This window comes from Microvirga soli (assembly GCF_016734765.1).
Classification (GTDB): Bacteria; Pseudomonadota; Alphaproteobacteria; order Rhizobiales; family Beijerinckiaceae; genus Microvirga; species Microvirga soli.
Genome location: NZ_JAERQE010000001.1, coordinates 332512 through 356991, shown reverse-complemented (window position 1 = coordinate 356991; position 24480 = coordinate 332512). Strand labels below are relative to the sequence as shown.

At 62.9% G+C, this 24480-nt stretch carries 23 protein-coding genes; 10 read left to right on the top strand and 13 right to left on the bottom strand.

Translation table 11 applies throughout. The annotated features are described in order from the left end of the window. Nucleotides 1–8 precede the first annotated feature (8 nt). Entirely contained in the window at nucleotides 9–2681 is a 2673-nt protein-coding gene (locus tag JKL45_RS01560) for an AIPR family protein (protein ID WP_201859339.1), read from the top strand. Between the two features lie 372 nt (nucleotides 2682–3053). Here the strand turns inward: JKL45_RS01560 and gyrB are convergent, their stop codons facing one another. The 12 genes from gyrB to mutM all read right to left on the bottom strand — a co-directional run bounded on the left by gyrB (nucleotide 3054) and on the right by mutM (nucleotide 17275). Next, nucleotides 3054–5480, bottom strand: coding sequence for a DNA topoisomerase (ATP-hydrolyzing) subunit B (gene gyrB, locus JKL45_RS01555; RefSeq protein ID WP_201859338.1), 2427 nt, complete (start codon nucleotides 5478–5480; stop codon nucleotides 3054–3056). A 202-nt stretch (nucleotides 5481–5682) separates the two neighbouring features. After that, nucleotides 5683–6297, bottom strand: a complete 615-nt coding sequence (locus JKL45_RS01550; RefSeq protein ID WP_201859337.1) for a LysE family translocator — start codon at nucleotides 6295–6297, stop codon at nucleotides 5683–5685. A gap of 62 nt (nucleotides 6298–6359) precedes the next feature. Continuing rightward, the gene (gene recF, locus JKL45_RS01545; RefSeq protein ID WP_201859336.1) at nucleotides 6360–7523 is read right to left on the bottom strand and encodes a DNA replication/repair protein RecF; all 1164 of its coding nucleotides are present in this window, start codon (nucleotides 7521–7523) and stop codon (nucleotides 6360–6362) included. Nucleotides 7524–7598: 75 nt separating this feature from the next. Then, entirely contained in the window at nucleotides 7599–9011 is a 1413-nt protein-coding gene (locus JKL45_RS01540) for a DUF2142 domain-containing protein (RefSeq protein WP_246498213.1), read from the bottom strand. A gap of 44 nt (nucleotides 9012–9055) precedes the next feature. Further along, nucleotides 9056–9424, bottom strand: coding sequence for a DMT family transporter (locus tag JKL45_RS01535; protein WP_201859334.1), 369 nt, complete (start codon nucleotides 9422–9424; stop codon nucleotides 9056–9058). Next, nucleotides 9421–10512: a glycosyltransferase family 2 protein gene (locus JKL45_RS01530; protein ID WP_246498212.1), complete on the bottom strand. Its 1092-nt coding sequence runs from the start codon at nucleotides 10510–10512 to the stop codon at nucleotides 9421–9423. Before JKL45_RS01530 ends, JKL45_RS01535 begins: the two co-directional genes overlap by 4 nt. 204 nt (nucleotides 10513–10716) lie before the next feature. Further along, entirely contained in the window at nucleotides 10717–11835 is a 1119-nt protein-coding gene (gene dnaN, locus JKL45_RS01525; protein WP_201859333.1) for a DNA polymerase III subunit beta, read from the bottom strand. A gap of 156 nt (nucleotides 11836–11991) precedes the next feature. Beyond that, a complete protein-coding gene (dnaA, locus tag JKL45_RS01520) occupies nucleotides 11992–13443 on the bottom strand; it encodes a chromosomal replication initiator protein DnaA (protein ID WP_246498230.1) in 1452 nt (483 codons plus the stop codon). Nucleotides 13444–14272: 829 nt separating this feature from the next. After that, the gene (rpsT, locus tag JKL45_RS01515) at nucleotides 14273–14539 is read right to left on the bottom strand and encodes a 30S ribosomal protein S20 (protein ID WP_036354247.1); all 267 of its coding nucleotides are present in this window, start codon (nucleotides 14537–14539) and stop codon (nucleotides 14273–14275) included. A gap of 175 nt (nucleotides 14540–14714) precedes the next feature. Continuing rightward, nucleotides 14715–15506 carry a TSUP family transporter gene (locus JKL45_RS01510; protein WP_201859331.1) on the bottom strand — a complete coding sequence of 264 codons (792 nt, stop codon included), beginning with the start codon at nucleotides 15504–15506 and terminating at the stop codon, nucleotides 14715–14717. Between the two features lie 3 nt (nucleotides 15507–15509). Beyond that, nucleotides 15510–16283, bottom strand: coding sequence for an enoyl-CoA hydratase (locus JKL45_RS01505; protein ID WP_201859330.1), 774 nt, complete (start codon nucleotides 16281–16283; stop codon nucleotides 15510–15512). A gap of 104 nt (nucleotides 16284–16387) precedes the next feature. Next, complete coding sequence (mutM, locus tag JKL45_RS01500) at nucleotides 16388–17275, bottom strand: bifunctional DNA-formamidopyrimidine glycosylase/DNA-(apurinic or apyrimidinic site) lyase (protein ID WP_201859329.1); 888 nt, start codon at nucleotides 17273–17275, stop codon at nucleotides 16388–16390. A gap of 94 nt (nucleotides 17276–17369) precedes the next feature. Here mutM and ubiE point away from each other — a divergent pair, with 94 nt between their 5' ends. The 9 genes from ubiE (at nucleotide 17370) to JKL45_RS01455 (ending at nucleotide 23800) form a co-directional block, all read left to right on the top strand. Further along, on the top strand, nucleotides 17370–18119 hold the full coding sequence (gene ubiE, locus JKL45_RS01495) for a bifunctional demethylmenaquinone methyltransferase/2-methoxy-6-polyprenyl-1,4-benzoquinol methylase UbiE (RefSeq protein ID WP_201859328.1): 750 nt from the start codon (nucleotides 17370–17372) through the stop codon (nucleotides 18117–18119). A gap of 3 nt (nucleotides 18120–18122) precedes the next feature. Beyond that, nucleotides 18123–19697, top strand: a complete 1575-nt coding sequence (gene ubiB, locus JKL45_RS01490) for a 2-polyprenylphenol 6-hydroxylase (protein ID WP_201859327.1) — start codon at nucleotides 18123–18125, stop codon at nucleotides 19695–19697. Further along, nucleotides 19694–20908 (top strand): bifunctional phosphopantothenoylcysteine decarboxylase/phosphopantothenate--cysteine ligase CoaBC, encoded by a 1215-nt coding sequence (gene coaBC, locus JKL45_RS01485; RefSeq protein WP_201859326.1) that lies wholly within the window; start codon nucleotides 19694–19696, stop codon nucleotides 20906–20908. Before ubiB ends, coaBC begins: the two co-directional genes overlap by 4 nt. Further along, the gene (dut, locus tag JKL45_RS01480; RefSeq protein WP_201859325.1) at nucleotides 20905–21360 is read left to right on the top strand and encodes a dUTP diphosphatase; all 456 of its coding nucleotides are present in this window, start codon (nucleotides 20905–20907) and stop codon (nucleotides 21358–21360) included. Before coaBC ends, dut begins: the two co-directional genes overlap by 4 nt. A gap of 12 nt (nucleotides 21361–21372) precedes the next feature. Continuing rightward, nucleotides 21373–21822 carry an RrF2 family transcriptional regulator gene (locus tag JKL45_RS01475; protein ID WP_201859324.1) on the top strand — a complete coding sequence of 150 codons (450 nt, stop codon included), beginning with the start codon at nucleotides 21373–21375 and terminating at the stop codon, nucleotides 21820–21822. A gap of 73 nt (nucleotides 21823–21895) precedes the next feature. Further along, nucleotides 21896–22876 carry a cysteine synthase A gene (gene cysK, locus JKL45_RS01470; protein WP_201859323.1) on the top strand — a complete coding sequence of 327 codons (981 nt, stop codon included), beginning with the start codon at nucleotides 21896–21898 and terminating at the stop codon, nucleotides 22874–22876. Between the two features lie 144 nt (nucleotides 22877–23020). After that, nucleotides 23021–23371 (top strand): hypothetical protein, encoded by a 351-nt coding sequence (locus JKL45_RS01465; RefSeq protein WP_201859322.1) that lies wholly within the window; start codon nucleotides 23021–23023, stop codon nucleotides 23369–23371. Nucleotides 23372–23389: 18 nt separating this feature from the next. Further along, nucleotides 23390–23623 carry a hypothetical protein gene (locus tag JKL45_RS01460; protein ID WP_201859408.1) on the top strand — a complete coding sequence of 78 codons (234 nt, stop codon included), beginning with the start codon at nucleotides 23390–23392 and terminating at the stop codon, nucleotides 23621–23623. Between the two features lie 12 nt (nucleotides 23624–23635). Further along, nucleotides 23636–23800, top strand: coding sequence for a hypothetical protein (locus tag JKL45_RS01455; RefSeq protein ID WP_190845214.1), 165 nt, complete (start codon nucleotides 23636–23638; stop codon nucleotides 23798–23800). A 47-nt stretch (nucleotides 23801–23847) separates the two neighbouring features. On the opposite strand, the gene JKL45_RS01450 is transcribed toward JKL45_RS01455, so the two are convergent. Then, nucleotides 23848–24471: a glutathione S-transferase family protein gene (locus JKL45_RS01450; protein ID WP_201859321.1), complete on the bottom strand. Its 624-nt coding sequence runs from the start codon at nucleotides 24469–24471 to the stop codon at nucleotides 23848–23850. Nucleotides 24472–24480 lie beyond the last annotated feature (9 nt).

Here is a 24480-nt window from a genome sequence, read left to right as displayed (position 1 = left end):
TAATCGCTATGGACACCTCAATCATTGATGCGGGCCTCGAGAGCGCGGTGCTTCGCCTCGAATCCGGCGTGTCGCTCCAGGGCGACCAGCTCGCGGGCCTGATCGACGAGGCCTGCTTCGTGCGCCAAGTGCTGAACAGCCTTCACGCGCGCTACGACCGCAAGGTGGTGGAGCAGGCGGCGATTGCCGGCGCGCTGTGCCCCGACGTCTTGGAGGACCCGCAGAAGGGTCCAGCGGCTGCGGCCTATATCGCCCAGCGTCTCGACGCGATCTCGAACGAATTCGATCACGGCTGGACTGGCGAGGTCCGTGAGGGCGACTATGTCTTCTCGCGCACCGTGCGCGGAGTGACGCAGAGCGCTGTTCTCGACAAGGCACTTATTGCCAGCCAGAAGGCCAAGAAGCTCGACGAGCGCGCAATCTCGCTCCAGGACGTCTATGCCAAGCCGGCTGTTCTGGTCCGCAACGGTGAGGAGACGCAGATCGACGGGCCGCTGACCCTCCTCAGCGCCGTGCACTCCGCTGGTCACGAGGACCTCGGCGGGACGACTGCCCAGCAGTTCGAGAAGACGGCCCATAACCCCGACGCGCGCTCGCTCCGGCAGGTGAAGGTAGAGGACGCTATAGAGGCCTTTGCTCGACAACTCGCCGATGACGTCGAGGCTGGCAGGACATCGGAAACCGGAGAGCTGTACTCCGAGCGTGAGTTCACCAAACAGATGCTCGACAAGCTCGGTGAAGAGGGCGTCATCGAGAACGCAACCTACATTCCGGAGGGGAACGTTAAATTTGGCAACAAGAAGTGCCGCATTACGGGCTTCGCGCTGCCTGAGGATGAGGAGCGATTGCTCCTCGTGACCACTATCTATACTGGCGACTTGCCGCCCCGACATCTCACCAAAGATGAATTGACGACGGCCTTTCGGGAGGCGGTAAACTTCTTCGATTGTAGCTGTAGGGGACTGCACGACCGAATCGAACCTTCCAACACGGATGCATCCGATCTGGCGCGGCGGATATCCGAGTCGCACGAAAAGATCAGTGTCCTCCGCGTGATTATCCTCTCTGATGCCCAAGCCGGACTTAGATCCATAGACATCAAGGAGACGCGTGACGGCACCAGGGTTGTCGTAGATTTGTATGGCATCGAACGGATCCACAAGATCCTTGGGGAGGGTCTGACCAGAGATGACATCTGGATCGATTTCGAAGCAGAGTCGGGAGCGAGCCTTCCTTGCCTGAAAACTTCCGGTGATACCGCGGGCTACGATGCTTATCTCGCTGCCATACCAGGCTCTGTACTTGCGAGCGTCTATGAGAAGTATGGAACCCGCCTTCTTGAGCTGAACGTCCGGGCATTCCTGGGACTACGAGGCCGCAAGAGTGTAAATGCCGGGCTCCGGAAGACAATCCTAGAGGAACCGCAACAGTTCCTGGCTTACAACAATGGCATCGTCGCAACTGTTGATGACGTTGACATAGAAGAGGCAGCACTAGGTGCCATAAGAATCCGGTCTCTTCGCGGGCTCCAGATTGTTAATGGAGGCCAGACGACCGCCAGCCTACATCGGGCGCGCAAGAAGGACAGTGCACGGCTGGACGAGATCATGGTCCCTGCAAAGATCATCCGTGTAGCCCATGGCGATTTGAATACAATGGTAGCTGCGGTATCGCGGTCAGCGAACTCGCAGAACACTGTTCAACCTGCTGATTTCTCGGCAAATGATCCGTTCCACATCAAGGTTGAGGGACTTGCGAACAATACGTGGCTTCCAGATGGCCGGGGCCGCTGGTTCTACGAGCGAGCACGTGGAAGCTATTCCGCGGCTGAATTGAAGGTCTCATTCTCAAAGGACCAGCAGCGGAGATTCGCAGCAGAGACGCCGAAGGACCGGCGCTTTGCCAAAACGGACTTGGCTAAGTACCTGAATGCATGGGACGGATACCCGCATTTGGTTAGCTTCGGAAATCAGAAGAACTTCGCTTTTTTCATGCAGGCGCTAAAGGACCGCTATCCGGCAGGGTTCGAGCCTGACCAAGCTTGGTTCCGTGCTTATGTTGCAAAGGCAATTTTGTTCCGCTCTGTATTAGCCATCGTCAAGAAGGCCAAGTTCCCGGCGTACCAAGCGAATATCGCCGCCTACACTGTTAGTATCTTGGCTTGGAAAACGGGAGGACGAATCGATTTTGAGGCAATCTGGGCACAGCAGGATATTTCGAAGGCATTGTCAGCAATGCTCTTGGAATGGGTTGTTGTGATTGACCGAGAGTTGAGGAAAAGCGCCGAGCCGAAGATGCCGAGCGAGTGGGCAAAGAAAGACAAGTGCTGGGAGCATATGCGCGACATTGCCCTCGACATACCCAGGGAACTCCCCCCTGAGTTGTCGACTCACACGGTTGCTGTGGAAACGCGGGGTGGAGTGGTGATCGACCGCCGAGATGGTCTCACCAGCGAGGATCTCGCCTTGATCGCGGAGGTTCGGAAGATCGAAGCCACAACCTGGTTCAAGGTTGCCGAGTGGGGCAAGAAGAGTAAACAGATCCATTGGAAGTTGGCTGGAATCGCCAAGACCATGGGAGAGTATGGACTTGGCGATTGGGAGCGGAGCCCATCTGCAAAGCAGGCGAAGTGGGCGATGGAGGCATTTCGGACTTATGTTGACGGGAACGGCACGTCGTAAGGGGACGCGTTCTTCTTCCGCGTCATGTAGTCTCCGACTCCAGACGGAGACTACATGACGGGCAGGATCAGGTCTGGTGGTCTTTGCTACCGAATGCCGGACCCGTGCACGTCACGAGCAATCAACATCGGCGCAGACCAGGACGGCCCCGCACGCCTTGATGTTGTCGTCGGCGAACTTCAGCCGGATGAGGCTCCTGTTGCCGTTGAACTCGAGTCTCATGCATCGGTTGCGCTTTGTGGTGAGTTTCCGAATATTTGCGACGGACACCATTCCCATCGAAGCGTGTGCGTTCATTCTTTCATCGATGGAAAATTCTCATTTATTCATGCACGTTTCTCATTATTTCATGGACTGTGCAATGGTGTCGGATCACACGTCCAGGTTCGCCACCGAGAGCGCGTTCTCCTGGATGAACTCGCGGCGGGGCTCCACCACGTCGCCCATGAGCTTGACGAAGAGATCGTCAGCGTCCGTGGTGTCCTTCACCTTCACCTGCAGGAGCGAGCGTACGTCGGCGTCGAGCGTGGTCTCCCAGAGCTGCTGGGCGGTCATCTCGCCGAGGCCTTTGTAGCGCTGGAGTTGCAGGCCCTTGCGGCCGGCGGCCAGCACGGCATTGAACAGCGAGAGCGGACCGTCGATCTGCATCTCGTCGTTCTTGCGCACGAGCTTCGCCGGCTTGGCGTAGACGTCCTGCAGGGACGTGGCGCGCTCGTCGAGCTTCTTGGCTTCCTGGCTGGCGATCAGCGCCTGATCGAGAATGGCGGTCTGCGTCACGCCGCGTACGGTGCGGGAGAAAGCATAGCCGCCATCGCGAACCTCGCCGGTCCACCCGCGCTCGAGTTCTTCCGAAATGGCATCGAGACGCTGGGCGATATAAACCGCAGCCGCAGGACCGCGATCCGGGTCTTCGACCACGTCGGGACGCAGCGCGCCGGCAATCGCCGCCTGCTCGACAGCCTTGCGGTTGTAACGCGTGTGCAGGCTGTTCAGGACCTGGCGCACGAGGCGGGCCTCGTCGATCAGGCCTTTCAGCTGGTCGCCCTGGAACTCGACGCCGGTTTCGAGACGCAATGCGGCGTTCTCAATGCCCTCGCCGATGAGGTAATCTTCCAGTGCGCGCTCGTCCTTGAGGTAGATCGAGGACTTGCCGCGGGTGGCCTTATAGAGCGGCGGCTGCGCGATATAGAGATAACCGCGATCGATCAGCTCCGGCATCTGCCGGAAGAAGAAGGTGAGCAGAAGGGTGCGGATGTGCGAGCCGTCCACGTCCGCGTCCGTCATGATGATGATGCGGTGGTAGCGCAGCTTGTCGAGGTTGAACTCCTCGCGGCCAATGCCGGTGCCGAGCGCGGTGATCAGCGTGCCGATCTCCTGGCTGCCCAGCATCTTGTCGAAGCGCGCGCGCTCCACGTTGAGGATCTTTCCGCGCAGCGGAAGAACCGCCTGGAAGGCGCGGTTGCGGCCCTGCTTGGCGGAGCCGCCGGCCGAGTCGCCCTCGACGAGCAGCAATTCGCACTTGGACGGGTCGCGCTCCTGGCAATCGGCGAGCTTGCCGGGGAGCGACGCGATATCGAGCGCGCCTTTCCGGCGGGTGAGCTCGCGCGCCTTGCGGGCGGCCTCACGGGCGGCGGCGGCTTCCACCACTTTGCCGACGAGGGTGCGGGCCTCCTGCGGATGCTCCTCGAGCCAGTTGTTGAGGGCCTCATTGACCACGTTCTCGACGGCCGGGCGCACCTCGGACGAGACGAGCTTGTCCTTCGTCTGCGAGGAGAATTTCGGATCGGGCACCTTCACGGAGACAACGGCAGTTAGGCCCTCGCGGCAATCGTCGCCGGTGAGCGAAACCTTTTCCTTCTTGGTCAGCCCTGAGGATTCCGCATAGCCGTTCACCTGGCGGGTGAGCGCTGCGCGGAAGCCCGCAAGGTGCGTGCCGCCATCCCGCTGCGGGATGTTGTTGGTGAAGCAGAGCACGTTCTCGTGGTACGAGTCGTTCCACCACAGGGCCACCTCGACGCCGATGTTGTCCTTCTCGGCGCGGATCATCACCGGCTGCTGAATCAGCGGGGTCTTGGCTCGGTCGAGATAGCGCACGAAAGCTTCGACGCCGCCCTCATACATCAGCTCCTCGCGCTTGTGCTCCGCGTGGCGCTTGTCGGTGATGATGATGCGCACGCCGGAGTTCAGGAACGCGAGTTCGCGCAGGCGGTGCTCCAGGGTGTTGTAGTCGTACTCCACCATGGTGAAGGTCTCGGTCGAGGCCAGGAAGGTCACTTCCGTGCCGCGCTTGCCCTCGGCATCGCCCACGACCGCGAGAGGCGCCACCGCATTGCCGTGCTTGAACTCGATCTCGTGAGCCTTGCCGTTGCGGTAGATGCGCAGCTTGAGCCAGCTTGAGAGCGCGTTCACCACCGAGACACCCACGCCGTGCAGACCGCCGGAGACCTTGTAGGAGTTCTGGTCGAACTTACCGCCCGCGTGCAGCTGGGTCATGATGACCTCGGCGGCCGAGATGCCTTCGCCCTGGTGGATATCGGTGGGAATGCCGCGACCATTGTCCGTGACGGTCACCGAGCCGTCGGCGTTCAGCGTGACCGTGACTTCCGTTGCGTGACCGGCAAGCGCCTCGTCGATGGCGTTGTCCACCACCTCGTAGACCATGTGGTGCAGGCCCGAGCCGTCATCGGTATCGCCGATATACATGCCCGGCCGCTTGCGCACCGCATCAAGGCCCTTGAGCACCTTGATCGATTCCGCGCCATAGGCGTCAGCATTCACGTTGATAGCAGGTTCGGCCATTTGGGATCCTTCGGAGCGCAGCAAAGGGGGGAAGGCATGCGCTCAGGCTTTGATTCGTCAGATCAGTTATTTAGGTGCGAATGGTTGAAATTTCACCCCCACGCGCATACGCGCGCGTGGAAAAGGGGTCAAAAATCCACGAAAAACTGCCGAATCACGATGTCCTGGGGGCAGTTTGCTGCCTCAGGGCCAGAATGAACCCTCAGCGCGCCGCGACCGCCGCTGCCGCGCCCGCCATGACCGTGCCCGTGGTCCGGTTGAGAATGCGGATGGCCCGCGGGCTGGTGAAGAGCCGGCGGGCACGGGCGGCCAGCGCGATGTAGCCGGCAAAGACCACGCCGAGCACCGTCAAGGTCGCGAGCGCGAGTTCGGCAAAGCCCAGCAGCGTGATCCGGGTGAGGTCGAGAAAAGTGGGCAGGAGCGCCAGGTAGAACACCATGACCTTCGGGTTGCCCATGGTCACGGCAAGGCCGGCCAGAAACAGCTTGGCCGGATGCTCCGCACGGGCCTCGGCCTCGATCTCCTGGGGCACGGCAGGAGCCGTCCAGATCTTGTAGGCGATGTAGAGGAGATAGGCGGCGCCCAGGTATTTCACCACCAGGAACACCCCGTGGAAGGCCTGGGCCAGGGCGGCGAGGCCCAGGACCGCAAAGGTGAGCCAGACCACGTCGCCCAAGGCCACGCCGATGCTGAAGGCCACGGCCTCTTTCGGTCCGCGCCCCAGCACCCGCGCCACGATGGCGGCGATGCCTGGCCCCGGCGAAGCTGCCGCAATGAAAAGTGCGGAGGAGAAGAGCAGGAGGCCTGCGAGATCCATGGGGTTCACCCGAAGACAGAAGCGTCGTTGCCGCCCAGCATAGAACGATCGGGCCGGCGGGGCTATTCAGCTCTTGTGATGGGTTCGATCACGCCCGGCGAGACCTGCAGCACGTCGGCGCGGCCCTGGAGTTCGGCAAAGAGGCTCGGATCCGCCCCTGTCATCCACACCTGCCCGCCGAGGGTTTCGAGCGCCGCGAAGAGGCCGGCCCGCCGGCGCGGGTCGAGATGAGCTGCGACCTCGTCGAGCAGCACGAAGGGCGCGATGCCGCTCATGCTGGCCACGAGCTGCGCATGGGCGAGCACGAGGCCGATGAGCAGCGCCTTCTGCTCGCCCGTAGAGGCCGTGTTGGCCGGAATGTCCTTGGGACCATGGCGAACGAGCAGGTCCGAGGCCTGAGGCCCCACGAGGGTGCGTCCGGCGGCCCGGTCGCGCGGCCGGTAGTCCCGCAGGATGGCCCGGTAGCGATCCTCGGCATCGACGGCCGGAAGGGTGGCCACCAGGGTGTCGAGATCGCCCTCCAGGCTCATCGTGGCGAAGGGGAAGGGGGAATCTTCCGCACGGGTCTCCAAGATCAGGCTTGCCAGGCGCTCCACCGTCTCGCGGCGGGCGGCCGCCACCGCGATGGCGAGCTCCGCCACCTCGCGCTCCAGTGCATCGAGCCAGAGCCGGTCGTCGGGGTTTTCCTCCAGCACGCGGTTGCGCGAGCGCAGGGCCCGCTCGAGCGCATTCACCCGCGTGCCATGCTCCGCATCGACGGCCAGCACGAGACGGTCGAGGAAGCGCCGCCGGTCGCCGGCCGGGCCGCGGAACAGGGCGTCGAGATCGGGGGTCAACCAGACGATGCGCAGGTACTCGGCAAAGGCCGTGGGTGAGGACGCCGCCATGCCGTCGATGCGGCACACTCGCGAGGCGCGTGACGTCTCACTCTGCGGCTCCAGACCCGTGCCGAGCCGGTGCTCGCCGTAAGGCGCATCGAGGGTGACGGACACGGCGAAGGAGCCCGGTCCTCCGTTGCGCGCCATCTCGGCAAGTTCCGCGCGCCTTAAGCCCCGCCCCGGCATGAAGAGGGAGATCGCCTCCAGCACATTGGTCTTGCCAGCGCCATTCTCGCCCACCAACGCCACGAGCGGACGCGACACGGTGACGTCCAGGCTCGCATAGGTGCGAAAATCCTGGAGGATCAGACGAGCGATTCGGGAAGCAGCAACGGGAGCGGAGGACATGCGCGCCCTTCATTCAGGAGTGAGCGCGAAAGATCAAGCGTCGGTGCTCTGCCTCTCGCCCGATAGGCAAAGTCCCTAGCCGTAATAACGCCCGATCATCGTCGTGACCGTCGCAATGCCTCCGACGACTCCACAGGCTGCGAAAATCGAGAGCTTCACCTTATCCGTTGAGAGGAACTTTGAAGCGGGAACCAGGAACAGCAGGAACGGCAGGATGGGCAGAAAATAGCGCCCTTGAACGCCCAAGATGGGACCGGGCGAGCCAAGAGGCGTCCAGATCATGTAGAGGCTCAGGAAGATCAGCGCACATGCCAGGGCAGATCCGGCAAGGAAGAGCCAGCGTAGGAACGGCTGCACCTGGAAGCCCTCCAGGGCGAATGTTGCGATCAAGCCTGCTCCCAGAACCACATAGGCCGCTCGCGGGAGCGGGGCATCCATCCAGCCCAAGACGCCGATCATTTGCAAGAGATAGTGATGCCAGAGGACAGAGAGCGTCGAGAATGCGATGCCTGGTATTTGGAGTGGATTGGCCAGGAGAAACGCAAGCTGATCGCCGGGGTCGGTGTCGATGACCATGCTATACTTCACCACGCCTGCATTGCTGAGCTTGGTCCAAAGAAGGGGAACACCGACCATGACGATGCAGCCAAGAGCATAGAGCAGGGTTCTTCTCCTGGCGTCGCGATCCGTTCGCCACAGCGCGATCATTGCAGCGAGCCCTACCATCAGGTAGGGCAGCTTCGTAGCGGCCGTCACGGCTCCAAGCCCGGCAAGGCCGAGCAGGACAGGCAAGCTCACTGTCGACCGGGCAATCGATCTCGTCGTCAGCGAGAACATCAGTAGGGAAGCCGCGATGAGAAGACCGTCCGGTGAGGCCGATGCCATTTGGTGGAGCGTCATCGGCAGAGCGCCGACGAGCGCTACCAGGTACCTGCCTTTGTCTGCCAGATAAATTGCCCATGCGATAATCAGCAGGCAGACGATGGCGTTCAAGGCGCTTGCGACCTGAAGCGAGCCGACCAAGTTCAAGCCCAGCCCTCGAGATATTGTGAGGCCTACCGACTGCGGGATGAAGGCGGCTGGAAAGTAAACGGAGGAATTAAAGCGTTTGAGACTCTCTTTGCCGCTCCAATCATATGCCTCGAATACGGGCAGAGCAGTCTTCAAGGACTCGAAGCGTCTCCGGTGAACCCCCGAGTTGAGTGTGCCCCACCTCTCCTCGACCATTCCCTTGGGATACATTCCAGGAAGGGCTTCCTCGGTCAGCAGCACTCCTTTCGAGATCTGATAAGCGCGCCATACATGCGAGAGCTCGTCCGGGTTGCCCAAGGGCTGTCTAAACAGGACAAGAAACACAATGGTCGGGAGGCAAATGGCTAAATAGATGAGCGCCAATAGACGGGCTGCCGAAAGGCCGTGCGATTTCACGCTCTCGGATGGCCTGCGCCTCAGGCGATGAAGGAAACCGGCTTTGCCGAAGATCGGCATGAAAGCCTTGTTTTCTGGATGGGCTTGGGAGTTCATGGTCGGATTTACTTGATCGTAATGAGATAGATTCCGGCCGCGATGAGGATCAGCCCTGGAATGAGAAGGCGCGGCAGTTGCTCATTGAAGAAGAGCATGCTGACCACGGGAATAAAGGCGAAGGCAAGCGCGTTGAACATGAAGGCGACGGAGAGCGGGATGGTTCTCAGTGCCGTGATCCATGCCACTGTCGAGATCATGTAGAGCGAAAGCGCGCCGATCACAGCGGTCAGCGGTGCGACATTGTCCCGGACCCATTCGATGATCGTTTGACCGGCTGTGAAAGTGAAGCGCAGGGCCGAATACTTGAAGATCGATTGCCCGATAGCAATCACTGTGACGGAGAACAAGGCAAGGGCGTACGCCGTGAAGTTCATGCTGCAGTGCCCTCGCGGTGGCGCAGCGCTTTGTTGGGCCGCTTGGATCGTTCGAGCCGAGGATGAAGAGCCGTGCTCGGCGCCGACTGGATGTCATAGTTGAGGAAGGCCAGCAGTAGCTGGGTCCCGATGATGATAGGCATGGCAGCCAGCATGACGGTTCCGGCACTGGCAAAAGACTCGCTTCGCCAGTTCGCGAGCCCGAAGATCGTTCCGAAAGCAAGCAATGCCAAGCCGAGAAGAAGCTCGATGGATGCGATACTGAAGTCGCGAAGAAAATATCTGTAGAAGACGCGCTTGATGAAGTTTTTCACATGCCCCTTCGTGAAGCGCCAGATTTCCTTGTGTGGCTGCATGCTGCTCTGTTCATCGGCATAATGAGCGTGCATGGGAATATCCATGACCCGCGCTTCGATCACACCAAGTCGAAAGAGAAGGTCGGATTCGAAAAAATAGCGCTTGCTGATCTTCTCAACGGGCAAGAGGCTCATGAGGCTTGCATGAATGGCGAAAAAGCCGTTCGTCGGATCGAAGCTGTGCCAGTAGCCAGTCGAGAGTTTTGCCATGAAGGACAGGCCTGCATTGCCGATCAGGCGAGTGCGGGGCATGGTCATCACGCCTTCGGGCTCGAAGAACCTGTTGCCTTTCGCGAAGTCCGCCTCGGAGGATAGGATAACGGCAGCGAAGGCTGGGATGAGGTGTGGATCCATCTGTCCGTCACCGTCGATCTTCACGATGACATCCGCATCGTCCTCAGCGGCTCGAACCATGCCGGCGAGCGTCGCTCCTCCTACACCGAGGTTGATTTCGTTGAAGATCACCTTGACCCGAGGGTCATCAATCGTCTGGCTTACGAATTCACCCGTCTTTTCAGGGCAGTAATCGTCGACGACATAGATGGAATGCACCTCCGGACCGATCTCGCCGATAACCGAGGCGATGTGTTTCCGAACACGGAAGCAGGGAATGACAACCGCAACCTTCCTGGCACCGTGAAGCTTGCCTGAATACATAAATGATACTCTATGAGAATTATCAGCCGTGTAACCAAAAATCACACGCGCTACAATATGATCAGAGAAGATCATTCCCGCATTGTGCTGAAGCGACGGGCATTTATGCCGATGCGCCTTCTTCAGAAGGCGTCACGCTCCGAAGCCTCGGTCTTCCGCTTCCCACAGCGCCGAGAGGTGGAGGACAGAGTTTATTGCCCGGGTTCGGAGGAGTCTCGGATGATAGTCCAATGGTTCCGGGCGATCCGCTAAGCTTCGTCCGGAACCAGGCTTGGATCGTCACACCCGCATCGGCATCAGAACGTAGAGCGCGGCAGCGCCGTCGCGGTCCTGGATGATCGTGGGGGAGCCGGGATCGGCGAGCTTGAACACGGCGGTGTCGCCGTCGAGCTGGGAGGCGATGTCGAGGAGGTAGCGGGCGTTGAAGCCGATATCGATCGGCGTCGCGTCGTAATCGACCTCGATCTCTTCCGTCGCGCTGCCCGAATCCGGGTTGTTGACGGTGAGCGTCAGGCGTCCATCACCGAGCGCCAGCTTCACGGCCCGGCCGCGCTCCGACGAGATGGTGGAGACACGGTCCACGGCTTTGGAAAAATCGGCGCGCTCGACCACGAGGACCTTGTCGTTCCCGGCCGGGATCACCCGCTGGTAGTCCGGGAAGGTGCCGTCGATGAGCTTGGAGGTCAGCACCACGCCGTCGAATGTCAGCCGCACCTTGGCGGAGGACAGCTCGATGGTGATGGTTTCCGAACCGTCCTCGACGAGCTTGACGATCTCGGCCACGGCCTTGCGCGGAATGATGACGCCCGGCATGCCCTCGGAGCCGGCCGGCGCTGCGATCTCGACACGGGCGAGGCGGTGGCCGTCGGTGGCGACGGCGCGCATCACGAGGGAGCCGCCCGCATCCAGCGTGTGGAGATAGATGCCGTTGAGGTAGTAGCGCGTCTCCTCGGTCGAGATCGCGAACTGCGTCTTCTCGATCAGGCGCTTGAGGTCGGAAGCCGGCAAGGTGAAGCGATGGGGCAGGTCGCCGGCGGCGAGATCCGGGAAGTCGCTCTCTGGCAGGGCCTGCAGCATGAAGCGCGAGCGGCCCGAGCGGATCTGCATCTGGCCCATGTCCGGGGTCATTTCGAGGGAGACCTGGGCCCCGTCCGGCAGTTTGCGCACGATGTCGTAGATCATGTAGGCCGGGACGGTGGTGGAGCCGGCCTCCGTGATGTCGGCCGGAATGGTCTCGGTCACCTCGATGTCGAGGTCCGTGGCCTTCAGGCGCAAGGAGCCTTCTCCGCCCCGCAGCAGGACGTTGGACAGGATCGGAATGGTGTTGCGGCGCTCGACGACGCGGTGCACATGCCCCAGCGCCTTCAGCAGAGCGGCGCGCTCAACGGTAACTCTCATAACCTTAGACACCTGGTTTCGGTGAAATTCTTGGCTCATGCCCGCGCAAGGTCAGCCTCGAGCGGGGCAAGCAGGGCAGCAAGATTGGCTTTTGTCGGCACAGAAAGCAAGGCCGGGCCTTTTTCGGCCCGACCTCGTGCTTTCCTGGCCTTCGCCTTACTCCTGCAGCATGCGCTTGAGGAGTTCGACCTCGTCGGAGAGCGCGTGGTCCTCGCCCAAGGCCTTCTCGATCTTGCGCACGGCGTGGAGCACCGTGGTGTGGTCGCGCCCGCCGAAGCGGCGGCCGATCTCCGGCAGGGAGCGCAGCGTCAGCACCTTGGACAGGTACATGGCGATCTGGCGCGGCTTCACCACGGCGGCGGTGCGGCGCTCCGAGAGGATATCGGAGCGGGACACGTTGTAGCGCGAGGCCACCAGCTTCTGGATGTCCTCGATCTTGACCCGCTTCGGCTCCCGGTTGCGCACGAGATCGCGGATGGCGGTCTCGGCCGTCTCCAGGGTGATGGCGGAGTTCGTGAGCGTCGCGTGCGCCAGCAGGCGGTTTACGGCGCCTTCGAGGTCGCGGCCGTTGGCCGTGATGGAGCGGGCCACGAAAGCGATCACGTTCGGCCCCACCTCGAAGGTGGGATGGATGGTCTTCAGGGCCTCGATGCGGGTGGTGAGGATCGAGGTGCGAAGCGCCTCGTCGAGGGCGCTAACCTCGACCACGAGGCCGCCGGCGAGGCGTGAGCGCACCCGCTCGTCGAGGTTTTCGAGATCCGCCGGCGGACGGTCGGCGGCGATGACGATCTGACGGCCCGCATCGATGAGGGCGTTCAGGGTGTGGCCGAATTCCTGCTGGATCTGCTTGCCCTGGATGAACTGCACGTCGTCGATGATGAGCAGGTCGATGCCGCGCAGACGCTCCTTGAAGGCGAGCGACGTCTGCGCCTTCAAGGAGGCGACGAAGCCGTACATGAAGCGGTCGGCCGTGAGATAGATCACCCGGCGGCCTTGCGAGCGCACCGCATGGCCGATGCCATGGAGAAGATGCGTCTTGCCGAGACCCACGCCCGCATGGAGATAGAGCGGGTTGTAGATGGCCTGTCCGTTCTGCGCATGAGCGACCCGGTCCGCCGCCGCGTGGGCCAGCGCATTGGAGCGGCCGACGATGAAGCTCTCGAAGGTCAGGCGCGGATCGAGCGGGGCGCCGCCCAATTCGCCGCCCTCGCCGCGCTCCTCCTGAGAGGAGGATGCGGAAGACGCCTTGATCTCATGAGCCATGCTCGGCATGGCCATGGAGGGAGCGGGGGCCGGACGCGGCGCTTCGCTCGCCCGGCGCTGGGCTGCAGGATCACGCCCGAGGGTGCTGCGCACGCCGATGGACACACGCTCCACGTCACCGGCCTCAGAGCGGTAAACCGCGAGCACCCGGTCGGCGTAGTGGGATTCGATCCAGCTTTTCAGGAAGCGGGTGGGGACGGTCAGATAAGCGCAGCCCTCGACCACCGAATCCAGTTCCAGGCGCCCGAACCAGCTGGCGAAGATGTCCTCGCCCAGCTCGGCCCTGAGACGGCGCTTGACCCGCGTCCAGACTTCAGACGCCGATTGCTCGCCCGGAACATCCATGCCGTTCTCGCTCGGAGCGGCAAAGGTGCGGTGATCTTCGCTGCGATACATCAATGTCCCTCCACGAGGCTTCCTCCTGCTAAGGTCGGAAATCCCTACGCATGTCCCGTTCTGAACACCAAGGCACAGATGCCTCACAGGTTATTCAGAACGTGGCGCCCCCAATTGTACTAAAGATTATTTGTTCGATTTTAAGTGGAGACGATCGTCGTCTGTCATCTCCTTGGTCTTCACTCAAGGTCTGGTAAGTCCACCTCGCAATAAAGGATGAGTCTGCGCTTGCTTCTTGAGAGAGTGAAACAACAGCTTATCCCCGCGCATGGTGTCTTTAGTTCAGGCTTTGAGTGAATGACTTAACGGCGAGCCGTTGAAGCAAATTGACCTTACACAGGGTGCAGGAGGGCGTGCAATACGGCTGAGTCGAGTCTCAAGCCCCTGGGGGCACCCGATTGGGTTCACAGGCTCGTCCACAGGTTTTGAATCTGAGCGGTAAATCGCTGACTCTTCAACTGATTCACTGTGTCATCACAGCCTGTACGCGGGCCCGAAAAAAGAGTTTTTGCGCAACCTTGATTCAGAACCGATTCGCTCCGAATCGAGGGTGATTCTGATGCTTCGCGATGCTTTGCCTGCTAAGCTGTTGAATGCACTTCATGTTTTATGTGCATTTTGAAACTGGGCTGTTGAGTGTTCACCCTGTCACGCGGGGATAAAGTCAAGCTCGCATGTGGATAAAATTTAGGCGTAGAATCCGACGCCGGACATGAAAAAACCCGGCCTCTCGGCCGGGTCTGATCGGTGATGAAAAGGCAGCTTTGAGGGCTGCTTTTTAGGCGCTGAGCGTCTTGATGCGGCTTGCGAGACGCGAGACCTTCCGCGACGCGGTGTTCTTGTGCACGATGCCCTTCTGGGCCGCGCGCATCATCTCCGGCTCAGCGGCGCGCAGAGCGGCTGCGGCCTCAGTCTGGTTGCCGGAAGCGATGGCCTCTTCAACCTTGCGGACGAAGGTCCGCATGCGGCTGCGACGCGACTTGTTGATCGCGGTGCGCTTCGCGATCTTGCGGGTCATCTTCTTGGCGGACACGGTGTTGGCCATGGCCCATCCTCGTTCTTTTTAAAATTCCGATGGCCAAGCTCAAGCCCATGGGAGAGCTCCGGCAGCGATCGGTTGATTGCATGGAAACCGAAGAGCCCGCGGGACGCGCGGGCTCATGTGAGGCGGCTTATAGCCGTGATGGTCGCGAACGTCAACGACCATAGGCCTTTGCGCGTCAAAAAAGCGCCCGAAGGGCCTGACGCCAGGGATTGGCCGGGTCGAGCAGGAGCCTGAGCGCCATCAGGCCCGACACCAGAACCAGGAGCGGGCGGATGAGCCGGGAGCCCAGCCGCATGGCAAGCCGCGACCCCACCTGAGCCCCGAGCAGGGAGGCCACGGACATGGCAAGTCCCAAGGGCCAGACCACCGCGCCTGTCGCCGCATAGAGAAGGAGGCTGCCGAAATTGCTGGCGAAGTTGACGAGCTTCGTATGGGCGGTCGCCTTGACCACCCCGTAGCCCAGCAGCGTCACGAAGGCGAGCATATAGAAGGAGCCGGCGCCCGGCCCGAAGATGCCGTCGTAAAAGCCGATGGCGACGGGCGCGGTGAGGCCGAAGGCGAGAGCCGTCATGCGGGCATGGGCATCCTGGTCCTTCATCTTGCGCGAGAGGGCGAAGTAGACCGCCATGGCGATGAGCATGACCGGGATCAGCACCTCAAGCACGGAGCGCGGCAGGAACTGGACGCACAAGGCTCCCGCGATGCTGCTGAAGAAGGCCACCAGGGTGAAACCCCAGGCCTTCCTCCATTCGATCAGGCCTTTGCGGCCGAAGGTGTAGGTGGCGGAGGCCGCCGCGACTGAGCCCTGCACCTTGTTGGTGGCGATCGCCTGAGCCGGATCGAGGCCTGCCAGCATGAGGGCCGGCACGGTGAGAAGCCCGCCACCGCCGGCGATGGAATCCACGAAGCCTGCCAAAAAAGAGATCGCGGCGAGTGCCGCGATCATGTCGAAGCCGATGTCAGGCACGATTTACCCGTTCTTGAACTCAGGGGGGCGCTTGCCCACGAAGGCCGCCATGCCTTCCTTCTGGTCGGCGGTGGCGAACATGGCGTGGAACAGGCGCCGCTCGAAGCGGATGCCCTCCGAGAGCGAGACCTCGTCGGCGCGATTGATGGTTTCCTTCGTCATCATGGCGATGGGCAGCGACATGGACGCGATGGTGTCTGCCGTCTTCAGGGCGTCATTGAGAAGATCGGCGAGCGGCACCACGCGGGCCACAAGCCCGGAGCGCTCGGCTTCCTCTGCGCCCATCATGCGGCCCGTCAGGCACATCTCCATGGCCTTGGCCCGGCCGATGAGGCGCGTGAGGCGCTGGGTGCCGCCCATGCCGGGCATCACGCCGAGCTTGATCTCCGGCTGGCCGAACTTGGCGTTGTCCGCCGCGATGATGAAGTCGCACATCATGGCGAACTCACAGCCGCCGCCGAGGGCAAAGCCCGCCACCGCGGCGATCATGGGCTTGCGCCGCCCAGACACCTTCTCCCAGCCGGAGAAGAAGTCGGCCATGTAGGTGTGCGGATAGTTGAGCTCCACCATCTCCTTGATGTCGGCCCCGGCCGCGAAAGCCTTTTCCGACCCGGTGATGACGATGCAGCCGATATTCTGGTCCGCCTCGAAGGCGTCGAGGGCTTGGTTGACCTCGCCCAGGAGCGTGGAGTTGAGGGCGTTCAGGGCTTGTGGCCGGTTGAGGGTGATCAGCCCCACCTTGCCGCGCGTCTCCGTGAGAATCGTCTCAAAAGCCATGTGACATCTCCTGCTCGATGATGGGACACCGGTAGGCGAGGGCGCATGGCCCGGCAAGTGAAAACCGGGAGACTCCTGAAAATCCGAAAAGCCCCGTCTTCAGGTCAGGCGCGCTTCTGGCATTCCGGGCAGTAGAAGGTGGAGCGGCCGGATTGCACGAGGCGGGTGACCGTCCCGGTGCAGGCGGGCGTGACGCAGGGCTTGCTCTCCCGGTCGTAAACGCGGAAGGAATGCTGAAAGTAGCCCAGAGACCCATCCACCTGGGCATGGTCACGCAAGGTGGAGCCTCCGGCCTCCACCGCCTCGGCGAGCACGTCCCGGATGACGTCGGCCAACTGGTGCGCCTTGTCGGTCGGCTCGCCTGTCTTGGTCACGAGTGATCCGGCCGGGGCCTCCGGGTGGAGGCCGGTGCGGAACAGGGCTTCGCACACATAGATATTGCCGAGGCCCGCGATCAGCCGCTGGTCGAGAAGGGCCGCCTTCAGGGGCGTGCGCTTAGCCATGAACAACCGGGCGATGGTCTCGCCCGAAAGCTCATTGCCGAGGGGCTCGATGCCCATGCCGGCAAAATGCTTCGAGGTCTCGATCTCCTGGCGCGGCACCAGATCCATGAAGCCGAAGCGGCGGGCGTCATTATAAGTGACGGTGACGCCGTTGGAGAGCCCAAACACCACATGGTCGTGAGCCCCCAGGCCTCCATGCTCATGATGGAACTCGCCGGGCATCCGGGTGGCGCCGTCCTTCGTCACGAGAAAGCGGCCGGACATGCCCAGATGCATGACCAGCACCTCGCCGGAGGAGAGATCGGCCAGGAGATACTTGGCCCTCCGACCGAGCGCCTTGACCTCCTGCCCCTCCAGGCGTTCGGAAAACCGCTCGGGGAAAGGGAAGCGCAGGTCGGGGCGGCGCTGGATCACCTTGGTGAAGCGGGCTCCCACCATGGCGGGCTCCAGGCCGCGGCGCACGGTTTCGACTTCGGGCAGTTCAGGCATCAACCATCTCTCGGCTTCTTGAGGGCTCTTACATAGCCTTTAGGCCCCGCTTCCGCTATGGATCGCGACAACAGGTACAAGAGGTGCGCCCATCATGACCGACGAGAACACCCATTTCGGGTTCCAGTCTGTGCCCCTGGGTGAGAAGCAGGGCAAGGTCAACGAGGTCTTCCGCTCGGTGGCTGGCCGCTACGACCTCATGAACGACCTCATGTCCGCAGGTCTCCACCGCCTCTGGAAGGATGCCCTCATCTCCACCCTGCGCCCGCCCCGCGACCGGCCGTTCCGCCATCTGGATGTTGCCGGCGGCACCGGCGATGTCGCCTTCCGCATCCTCGACCAGAGCGGGCCGCAGACCCGCGTGACCGTGCTCGACATCAACGGCGAGATGCTCAAAGTCGGCGCCGAGCGGGCCGGCCACCGCTATGAGGGCCGCATCGACTTCGTCGAGGCCAATGCGGAAGAGCTGCCGCTCGAATCCAAGACCTATGACGCCTACACCATCGCGTTCGGGATCCGGAACGTGCCGCGCATCGATGCGGCTCTGCGCGAGGCGCACCGGGTCTTGAAACCCGGCGGGCGCTTCCTGTGCCTGGAATTCTCCAAGGTGGACGTGCCGCTGCTCGATAAGGTTTACGACGCCTATTCCTTCAATGTCATTCCACGGCTGGGAGGGATGGTGACAGGGGATGCGGAATCCTACCAGTACCTCGTCGAATCGATCCGCCGCTTCCCGCCGCCGGCAGCGTTTGCGCGGATGATCGAGGAGGCGGGCTTCAAGCGCGTCACCCACCGCACGCTCACGGCCGGTGTCGTGGCCATCCACTCGGGCTGGAAGATTTAAAGCGTGATCGGCAGCCTCTTCCACCTCGCCCGTAACCTGCGCGCCGGCTTCGTCCTAGCGCGCGAAGGCGCATTGGCGCTCGTCGATCCGAGCGCGCTGCCGCCTGCCGCCCGCTTCGGCTTGAAGATGGCCCGTCTCGTCGAGCGTCCCCAGGCGGGCGACGGCGCGGCGCGGCTGTCCAAGGCGCTGACGCGGCTTGGGCCTTCTTACGTAAAATTCGGTCAGTTCCTGGCAACCCGTCCCGACATCGTGGGCGTTGCGGCCGCCCGTGACCTGGAGCGCCTGCAGGACCGCATGCCGCCCTTCCCACGGGCGGAAGCCGTGCGCATGGTCGAGGTCGCCCTCGGGCGCCCCATCAACGTGCTTTTCCTGGAATTCAGCGAGCCGATCGCCGCCGCGTCCATCGCGCAGGTCCACAAGGCCCGCATCCGCACCGCGGAGGGCGAGGAGACGGTGGCCGTGAAGGTGGTGCGGCCTGGTGTGCGTGAGGGCTTCGCCCGCGACCTGCAGGCCATGCGCGCCGCCGCCCGCCTGTTCGAGCGTATGGTGCCCGATGCCAAGCGTCTCAAGCCGCTGGAGATCGTGGAGGCGCTCGCTCGCTCCGTCGCCGTCGAGATGGATCTGCGACTGGAAGCAGCGGCTGTCTCTGAACTGGCGGAGAACACCAAGGACGATCCGGATTTTCGGGTGCCGAAGCCCGAATGGGACCTCACCGCCCGCGACGTGCTCACCACTACGTGGATCGACGGCATCCGCCTCAACGATCTCGCGGCCATCGAGGCGGCGGGCTTCGACCGGGTGGCACTCGGGCGCACAGTGATCCAGTCCTTCCTGCGCCACGCCATCCGCGACGGCTATTTCCACGCCGACATGCATCCGGGCAACCTGTTCATCGATGCGGAAGGGCGGCTCGTCGCCGTCGATTTCGGCATCATGGGCCGGCTCGGCATGAAGGAGCGGCGTTTCCTCGCCGAAATCCTTCTCGGCTTCATCCGCCGCGATTACCTTCGCGTGGCGCAGGTGCATTTCGAGGCCGGCTACGTGCCGCCGCACCATTCGGTGGAGGATTTCGCACAAGCCATCCGGGCCATCGGCGAACCGATCCACGACCGGCGGGCCGACGAGATCTCCATGGCGAAGCTGCTGACGCTTCTCTTCGAGATCACGGCGCTGTTCGACATGGCGACCCGCATCGAGCTCGTCATGCTGCAGAAGACCATGGTGGTGGTCGAGGGCGTCGCTCGCAATCTCGACCCGAAGCTCGACATGTGGACCACCTCCGAGCCCGTGGTGCGCGACTGGATCGAGCGCAATCTCGGGCCGCTGGGCCGCGCCGAGCAGGCGGGTCGGGGCCTGTGGACGCTGGCCGGCGTCATCGGCGACCTGCCGGAGCTGGCGTTGCGCGCCGAGCGGGTGCTCAACCAGCTCGAGGACGTGACAGCCCGAGGCGTGTCGCTGAACCAGGACAGCGTCGCGGCCATCGGCCGTGCCGAGGCGCGCGGCAACCGCTGGGGCGTGGCGGCCTTGTGGATTATCGCGGGCTCGCTGATGATCATGCTGTTCAGAGGCTTCGCATGACGGCGCTTACAGGCAAACGCATCCTCCTCGTCATCGGCGGCGGCATCGCGGCCTACAAGTCCCTCGACCTCATCCGCCGCCTGCGTGAACGCGGCGCCTCCGTGCGCTGCATTCTCACGAGCGGCGCGCAGCAATTCATCACGCCGCTTGCCGCCTCGGCGTTGACAGGCCAGCGCTCGCATACGGATCTCTTCGACCGTGAGGACGAGGCGGATGTCGGGCATATCAAGCTCGCCCGCGATGCGGACCTCATCGTCGTGGCGCCTGCTACAGCCAATCTCATGGCGAAGATGGCGGGAGGACACGCGGACGATCTCGCCTCCACGGTGCTGCTCGCCACTACGCTGCCGATCTTGATTGCGCCGGCCATGAACGTGCGCATGTGGCTGCACCCGGCGACGCAGCGCAATCTGAAAACCCTGCAGGCCGACGGCGTTCACGTGATCGGGCCCAACGAGGGCGCCATGGCGGAGGCCGAATTCGGCCCCGGCCGCATGGCCGAACCTCTCGAAATCGCGGCTGCCGTCGAGCGTCTGCTGGCGCCTTCAGGCGTGCTCGCCGGCAAGCACGTGATCGTCACCTCCGGCCCGACGCACGAGCCCATCGATCCGGTGCGCTACATCGCCAATCGTTCCTCCGGCAAGCAGGGGCACGCTATCGCGAAGGCTGCCGCTGAGGCCGGCGCGCGCGTCACCCTGATCGCTGGCCCGGTGACCGTGCCCGATCCCGCAGGCGTGACGGTCGTGCATGTGGAGAGCGCCCGCGAGATGTTGCAGGCCGTGGAGCAGGCGTTGCCCGCCGATATCGGCATCTTTGCCGCCGCCGTGGCCGACTGGCGCGTGGACAATGCGGGCGAGCAGAAGATCAAGAAGAAGGACGGCGCCCTGCCGAATCTGTCGCTCACCGAAAACCCGGACATCCTCGCCACCATTTCGCGTCGCACGGATAAGCGCCCGCCGCTCATGGTGGGCTTTGCGGCCGAGACCGAGAACGTGATCGAGCATGCCCGGCAGAAGCTCGCCAAGAAGGGCTGCGACCTCATCGTCGCCAACGATGTCTCGACGGCGACGGGCGTGATGGGCGGCGACAGCAACACCGTGCATCTCGTGACATCATCCGATGTGGAGACATGGCCGACCTTGTCGAAAGCCGATGTGGCTAAGAAACTCGTCGAGCATGTGGGCGCGATGATGGGAGGCGGTAAGCCATGAGCCATCCCTTGCGTATCCAGCGTCTTGCCCATGCTGCCGATCTGCCGCTCCCCCGTTATGAAACCGCCGGCGCGGCGGGCATGGATCTCATCGCGGCCCATTCGGCCGATACGCCGATTGTCCTGCAGCCGATGCAGCGTGTGCTCGTGCCCACAGGCCTTGTGCTGCAACTCGAGCCGGGTTTCGAGGCGCAGGTGCGGCCGCGCTCGGGACTGGCGTTCAAGCATGGTGTCACGGTGCTGAATGCACCGGGCACCGTCGATGCGGATTACCGCGGTGAGGTGCAGGTTCTGCTCGTCAATCTGGGCGCGGAGCCCTTCACCGTCACACGCGGCATGCGCGTTGCTCAAATGATCGTTGCGCCTGTCATCCAGGTGGAGCCTTTGGAGGTGGAGCAGGTCGACGAGACGCCTCGCGCCGCAGGCGGCTTCGGCTCCACGGGATTGGGCTAGGGGAGCATCGCCATGAACTTTCTCTCACGCCGCTCGCTTCTCGCCATTGCTGCCGTGACCGACATCGCGCTCCATGCCCGGCCGATGCCGGTCTCCGCCAAGGCACTGGCCGCCCGGCACAACCTGCCGCCGCGTTATCTGGAGCCGGTCCTGCAGGCGCTCGTGCGCCAAGGCATTCTCAAAGGCGTGCGCGGGCCGCGGGGCGGCTATGAACTCGCCCGTGAACGGCGGCGGATCACGGCGGGCGACATCGTGCGCATCGCCATGGCGGCCCTGGAGGAGGACGGCTCGTCGCCGATCCCCGAATCGCGCCTAGCCGAGGCGGTGGTCAGCCCGCTGGTTCAACGTGGCACCGAGGCTTTTCTGAGTGAGCTCGACCAGGTGACCGTCGAGGACCTGTGTCAGAAAGCCCAGGCGGAATCGGCTGTTGAGTCAGCCTCAGCGGTTGATTTCACGATCTAGTATGTAGATTATTCCAAATATCGACACCTGCTGCGGAAAAAGATAAGGTTCCTCCTGTCTGAAGGAGGATCTCATGGCTGACACCCTCAATGCATCCGGCGCCGGCACGAAGCCTGGACGCGGCCGCATCTATGGCTCGATAACGGAAACCATCGGCAACACCCCGCTCGTGCGCTTGAACCGTCTGCCGCAGGAGCATGGCGTAGACGCCGAAATTCTCCTCAAGCTCGAGTTCTTCAACCCGCTTTCGAGCGTGAAGGACCGCATCGGCGTCAACATGATCGAATCCATGGAGGCGGCCGGTCACATCAAGCCCGGTGCGACCCTGATCGAGCCAACCTCCGGCAATACCGGCATTGCTCTCGCCTTCGTGGCAGCGGCGCGAGGCTATCGCCTCATCCTGGTGATGCCCGAGACCATGTCGCTCGAGCGCCGCAAGATGCTGGCCTTCCTTGGAGCCGAACTCGAGCTCACCCCCGGCCCCCAGGGCATGAAGGGCGCCATCGCCCGTGCCGAGGAACTGCTGCGCGAAATTCCCGGTTCGGTCATCCCGCAGCAGTTCAAGAACCCGGCCAATCCGGAGATCCACCGCAAGACGACGGCCGAGGAAATCTGGAACGACACCAATGGCCAGCTCGATGCCTTCGTGTCGGCGGTCGGCACCGGCGGCACGATCACGGGCGTCGGCCAGGTGATCAAGCCGCGCCTGCCTAACTTGAGTGTGATTGCCGTAGAGCCGGAGGATTCACCGGTGCTGTCCGGCGGCCAGCCCGGCCCGCATAAGATCCAGGGCATCGGCGCGGGCTTCGTGCCGGATGTGCTCGACCGCTCCGTGATCGACGAGGTGGTCACGGTGGGCAACCAGACCGCCTTCGACATGGCGCGCAAACTCTCCAAGCTCGAGGGCATACCCGGCGGCATCTCGACGGGCGCCAATGTGGCGGCCGCTCTCGAAGTGGCCTCGCGGCCCGAGTTCAAGGGCAAGCGCATCGTCACGGTCGCGTGCTCTTTTGCCGAGCGCTACATCTCGAGCGCGCTCTTCGAAGGGCTCTAAGCTCTTCATCCAGCGAGACGAACCAAGGGCGGCCAAGAGGCCGCCCTTTTTGTTGGCGCGGGCTTCAAGCTTGGCCAGAACTTCCCCTGATCCCTCGGGTTCTCCTTGCGACATACGAATTCAAAGGTTTTCAAGGAGTTCATCATGGCGGACCGCAAAGCTCCCCATTCGTTAAAGGACCAAGACGCGGACCAGATCCGCAACGAGCAGCGCGGCGGCATCGACAACCCGGTCGACCCGAACCGGGACGGTGGCATCGAAGGCAACGCTACCCTACGCCGTGTGTGGAGCCAGCCCGGCGGCGAGGCCGAGGCCTATCGCCAGGGCCAGACCGGTCAGACGAGCAAGGCCGGACATGACGGGCACGACGAACTCACGGCTGCCGAGACGCCCGAGGCCACCAAGCACCTGAGCGACGCCACCCTGTCGCCGGACGACAAGGATGCCACCGCCGAGGCCATCGAGCGGGCAACCGCCGTCAACGGCAAAGAATAGGGCTGACAGGAGAGCGTCATGGGCAATGCAGGCTACGGCAATCACACCGAAGACACGAAGCAGGACGTCGAGTCCAAGCGGCTCGACCCGAAGGACAAGCAGCAGGCCTCAATCGACAAGCAACCCGGCGGCAAGCAGCCGGCGGCAGGCCCGCACAGCAAGCCGTCGCTGACCAATCCGGACTCGACCCCGGGCACAGGTGCCCTGCCTGATGCAGGCGACCAGGACGCAACCGACTCGACCAGCTCATAAGGACAAGCAGCGATGGCAAAGCCCGACAACAAATCCAATCAAGCGACGGAAGAGGATATCAGCGCTCCGCGCCTGACCCCGCAGGGCCGCGAGAACCCCGAGGCCTCGGGTGAGGATTCGACGAACCCGATGGGCGAGGGCGCCAAGAAGGGGCAGAGCGACAAGGCCGAAGGCTGAGCGCAGGCCCGCCGTATCAATCGAAGGAGGAGCCGCGCGGCTCCTCTCTACAATCCTCCGTCCCGTCCATAGATCCGAAAGCCTTCCCGCTCGCAGAGGCGATCGTAGTAGCGCTCGACCTCCCGCAGGTCCGGCCGCTCAAGCGGAATGCTCTTCCAGCGATGGATCGACAGGCCGATGACGATGTCGGCGCAGGTGAAGCTCGGTCCGGCGATATAGGCGCCGGTGCGGGCGAGCTCCCGGTCCAGCACCTGAACGGCGGAGCAGAACTTGCCCCAGGACTCAGCGATCTGCTTTTCATCCTGGAAGTTCGGGTTCCTGCGCACCGTCGCCTGGAAGACATAGCGCCAGGTGTTGTTGAAGTCGGAGACCTGCCAGTCCATCCACTTCTCGACCTGCGCCCGCTTGGCGGGATCGGCGGGCAGCAGGTCATCGCGGCCTTCCCGCGCCGCGAGATAGCGGACGATGCTGTTCGATTCCCAGAAGAGCTGGCCCGCATCCTCAAGCACCGGGATCATGCCGACGGGATTGAGCTTCAGAAATTCGGGGTCCGTGACAGGTCGTGTGCCGCCGCCCCAGCCGATGCGCTCGAACGGGAGGCCGAGCTCCAGGCAGGTCCAGAGCACCTTCCGGACATTGATGGATCCTGCATATCCGTGAATTGTCAGCATGCTCCCTCC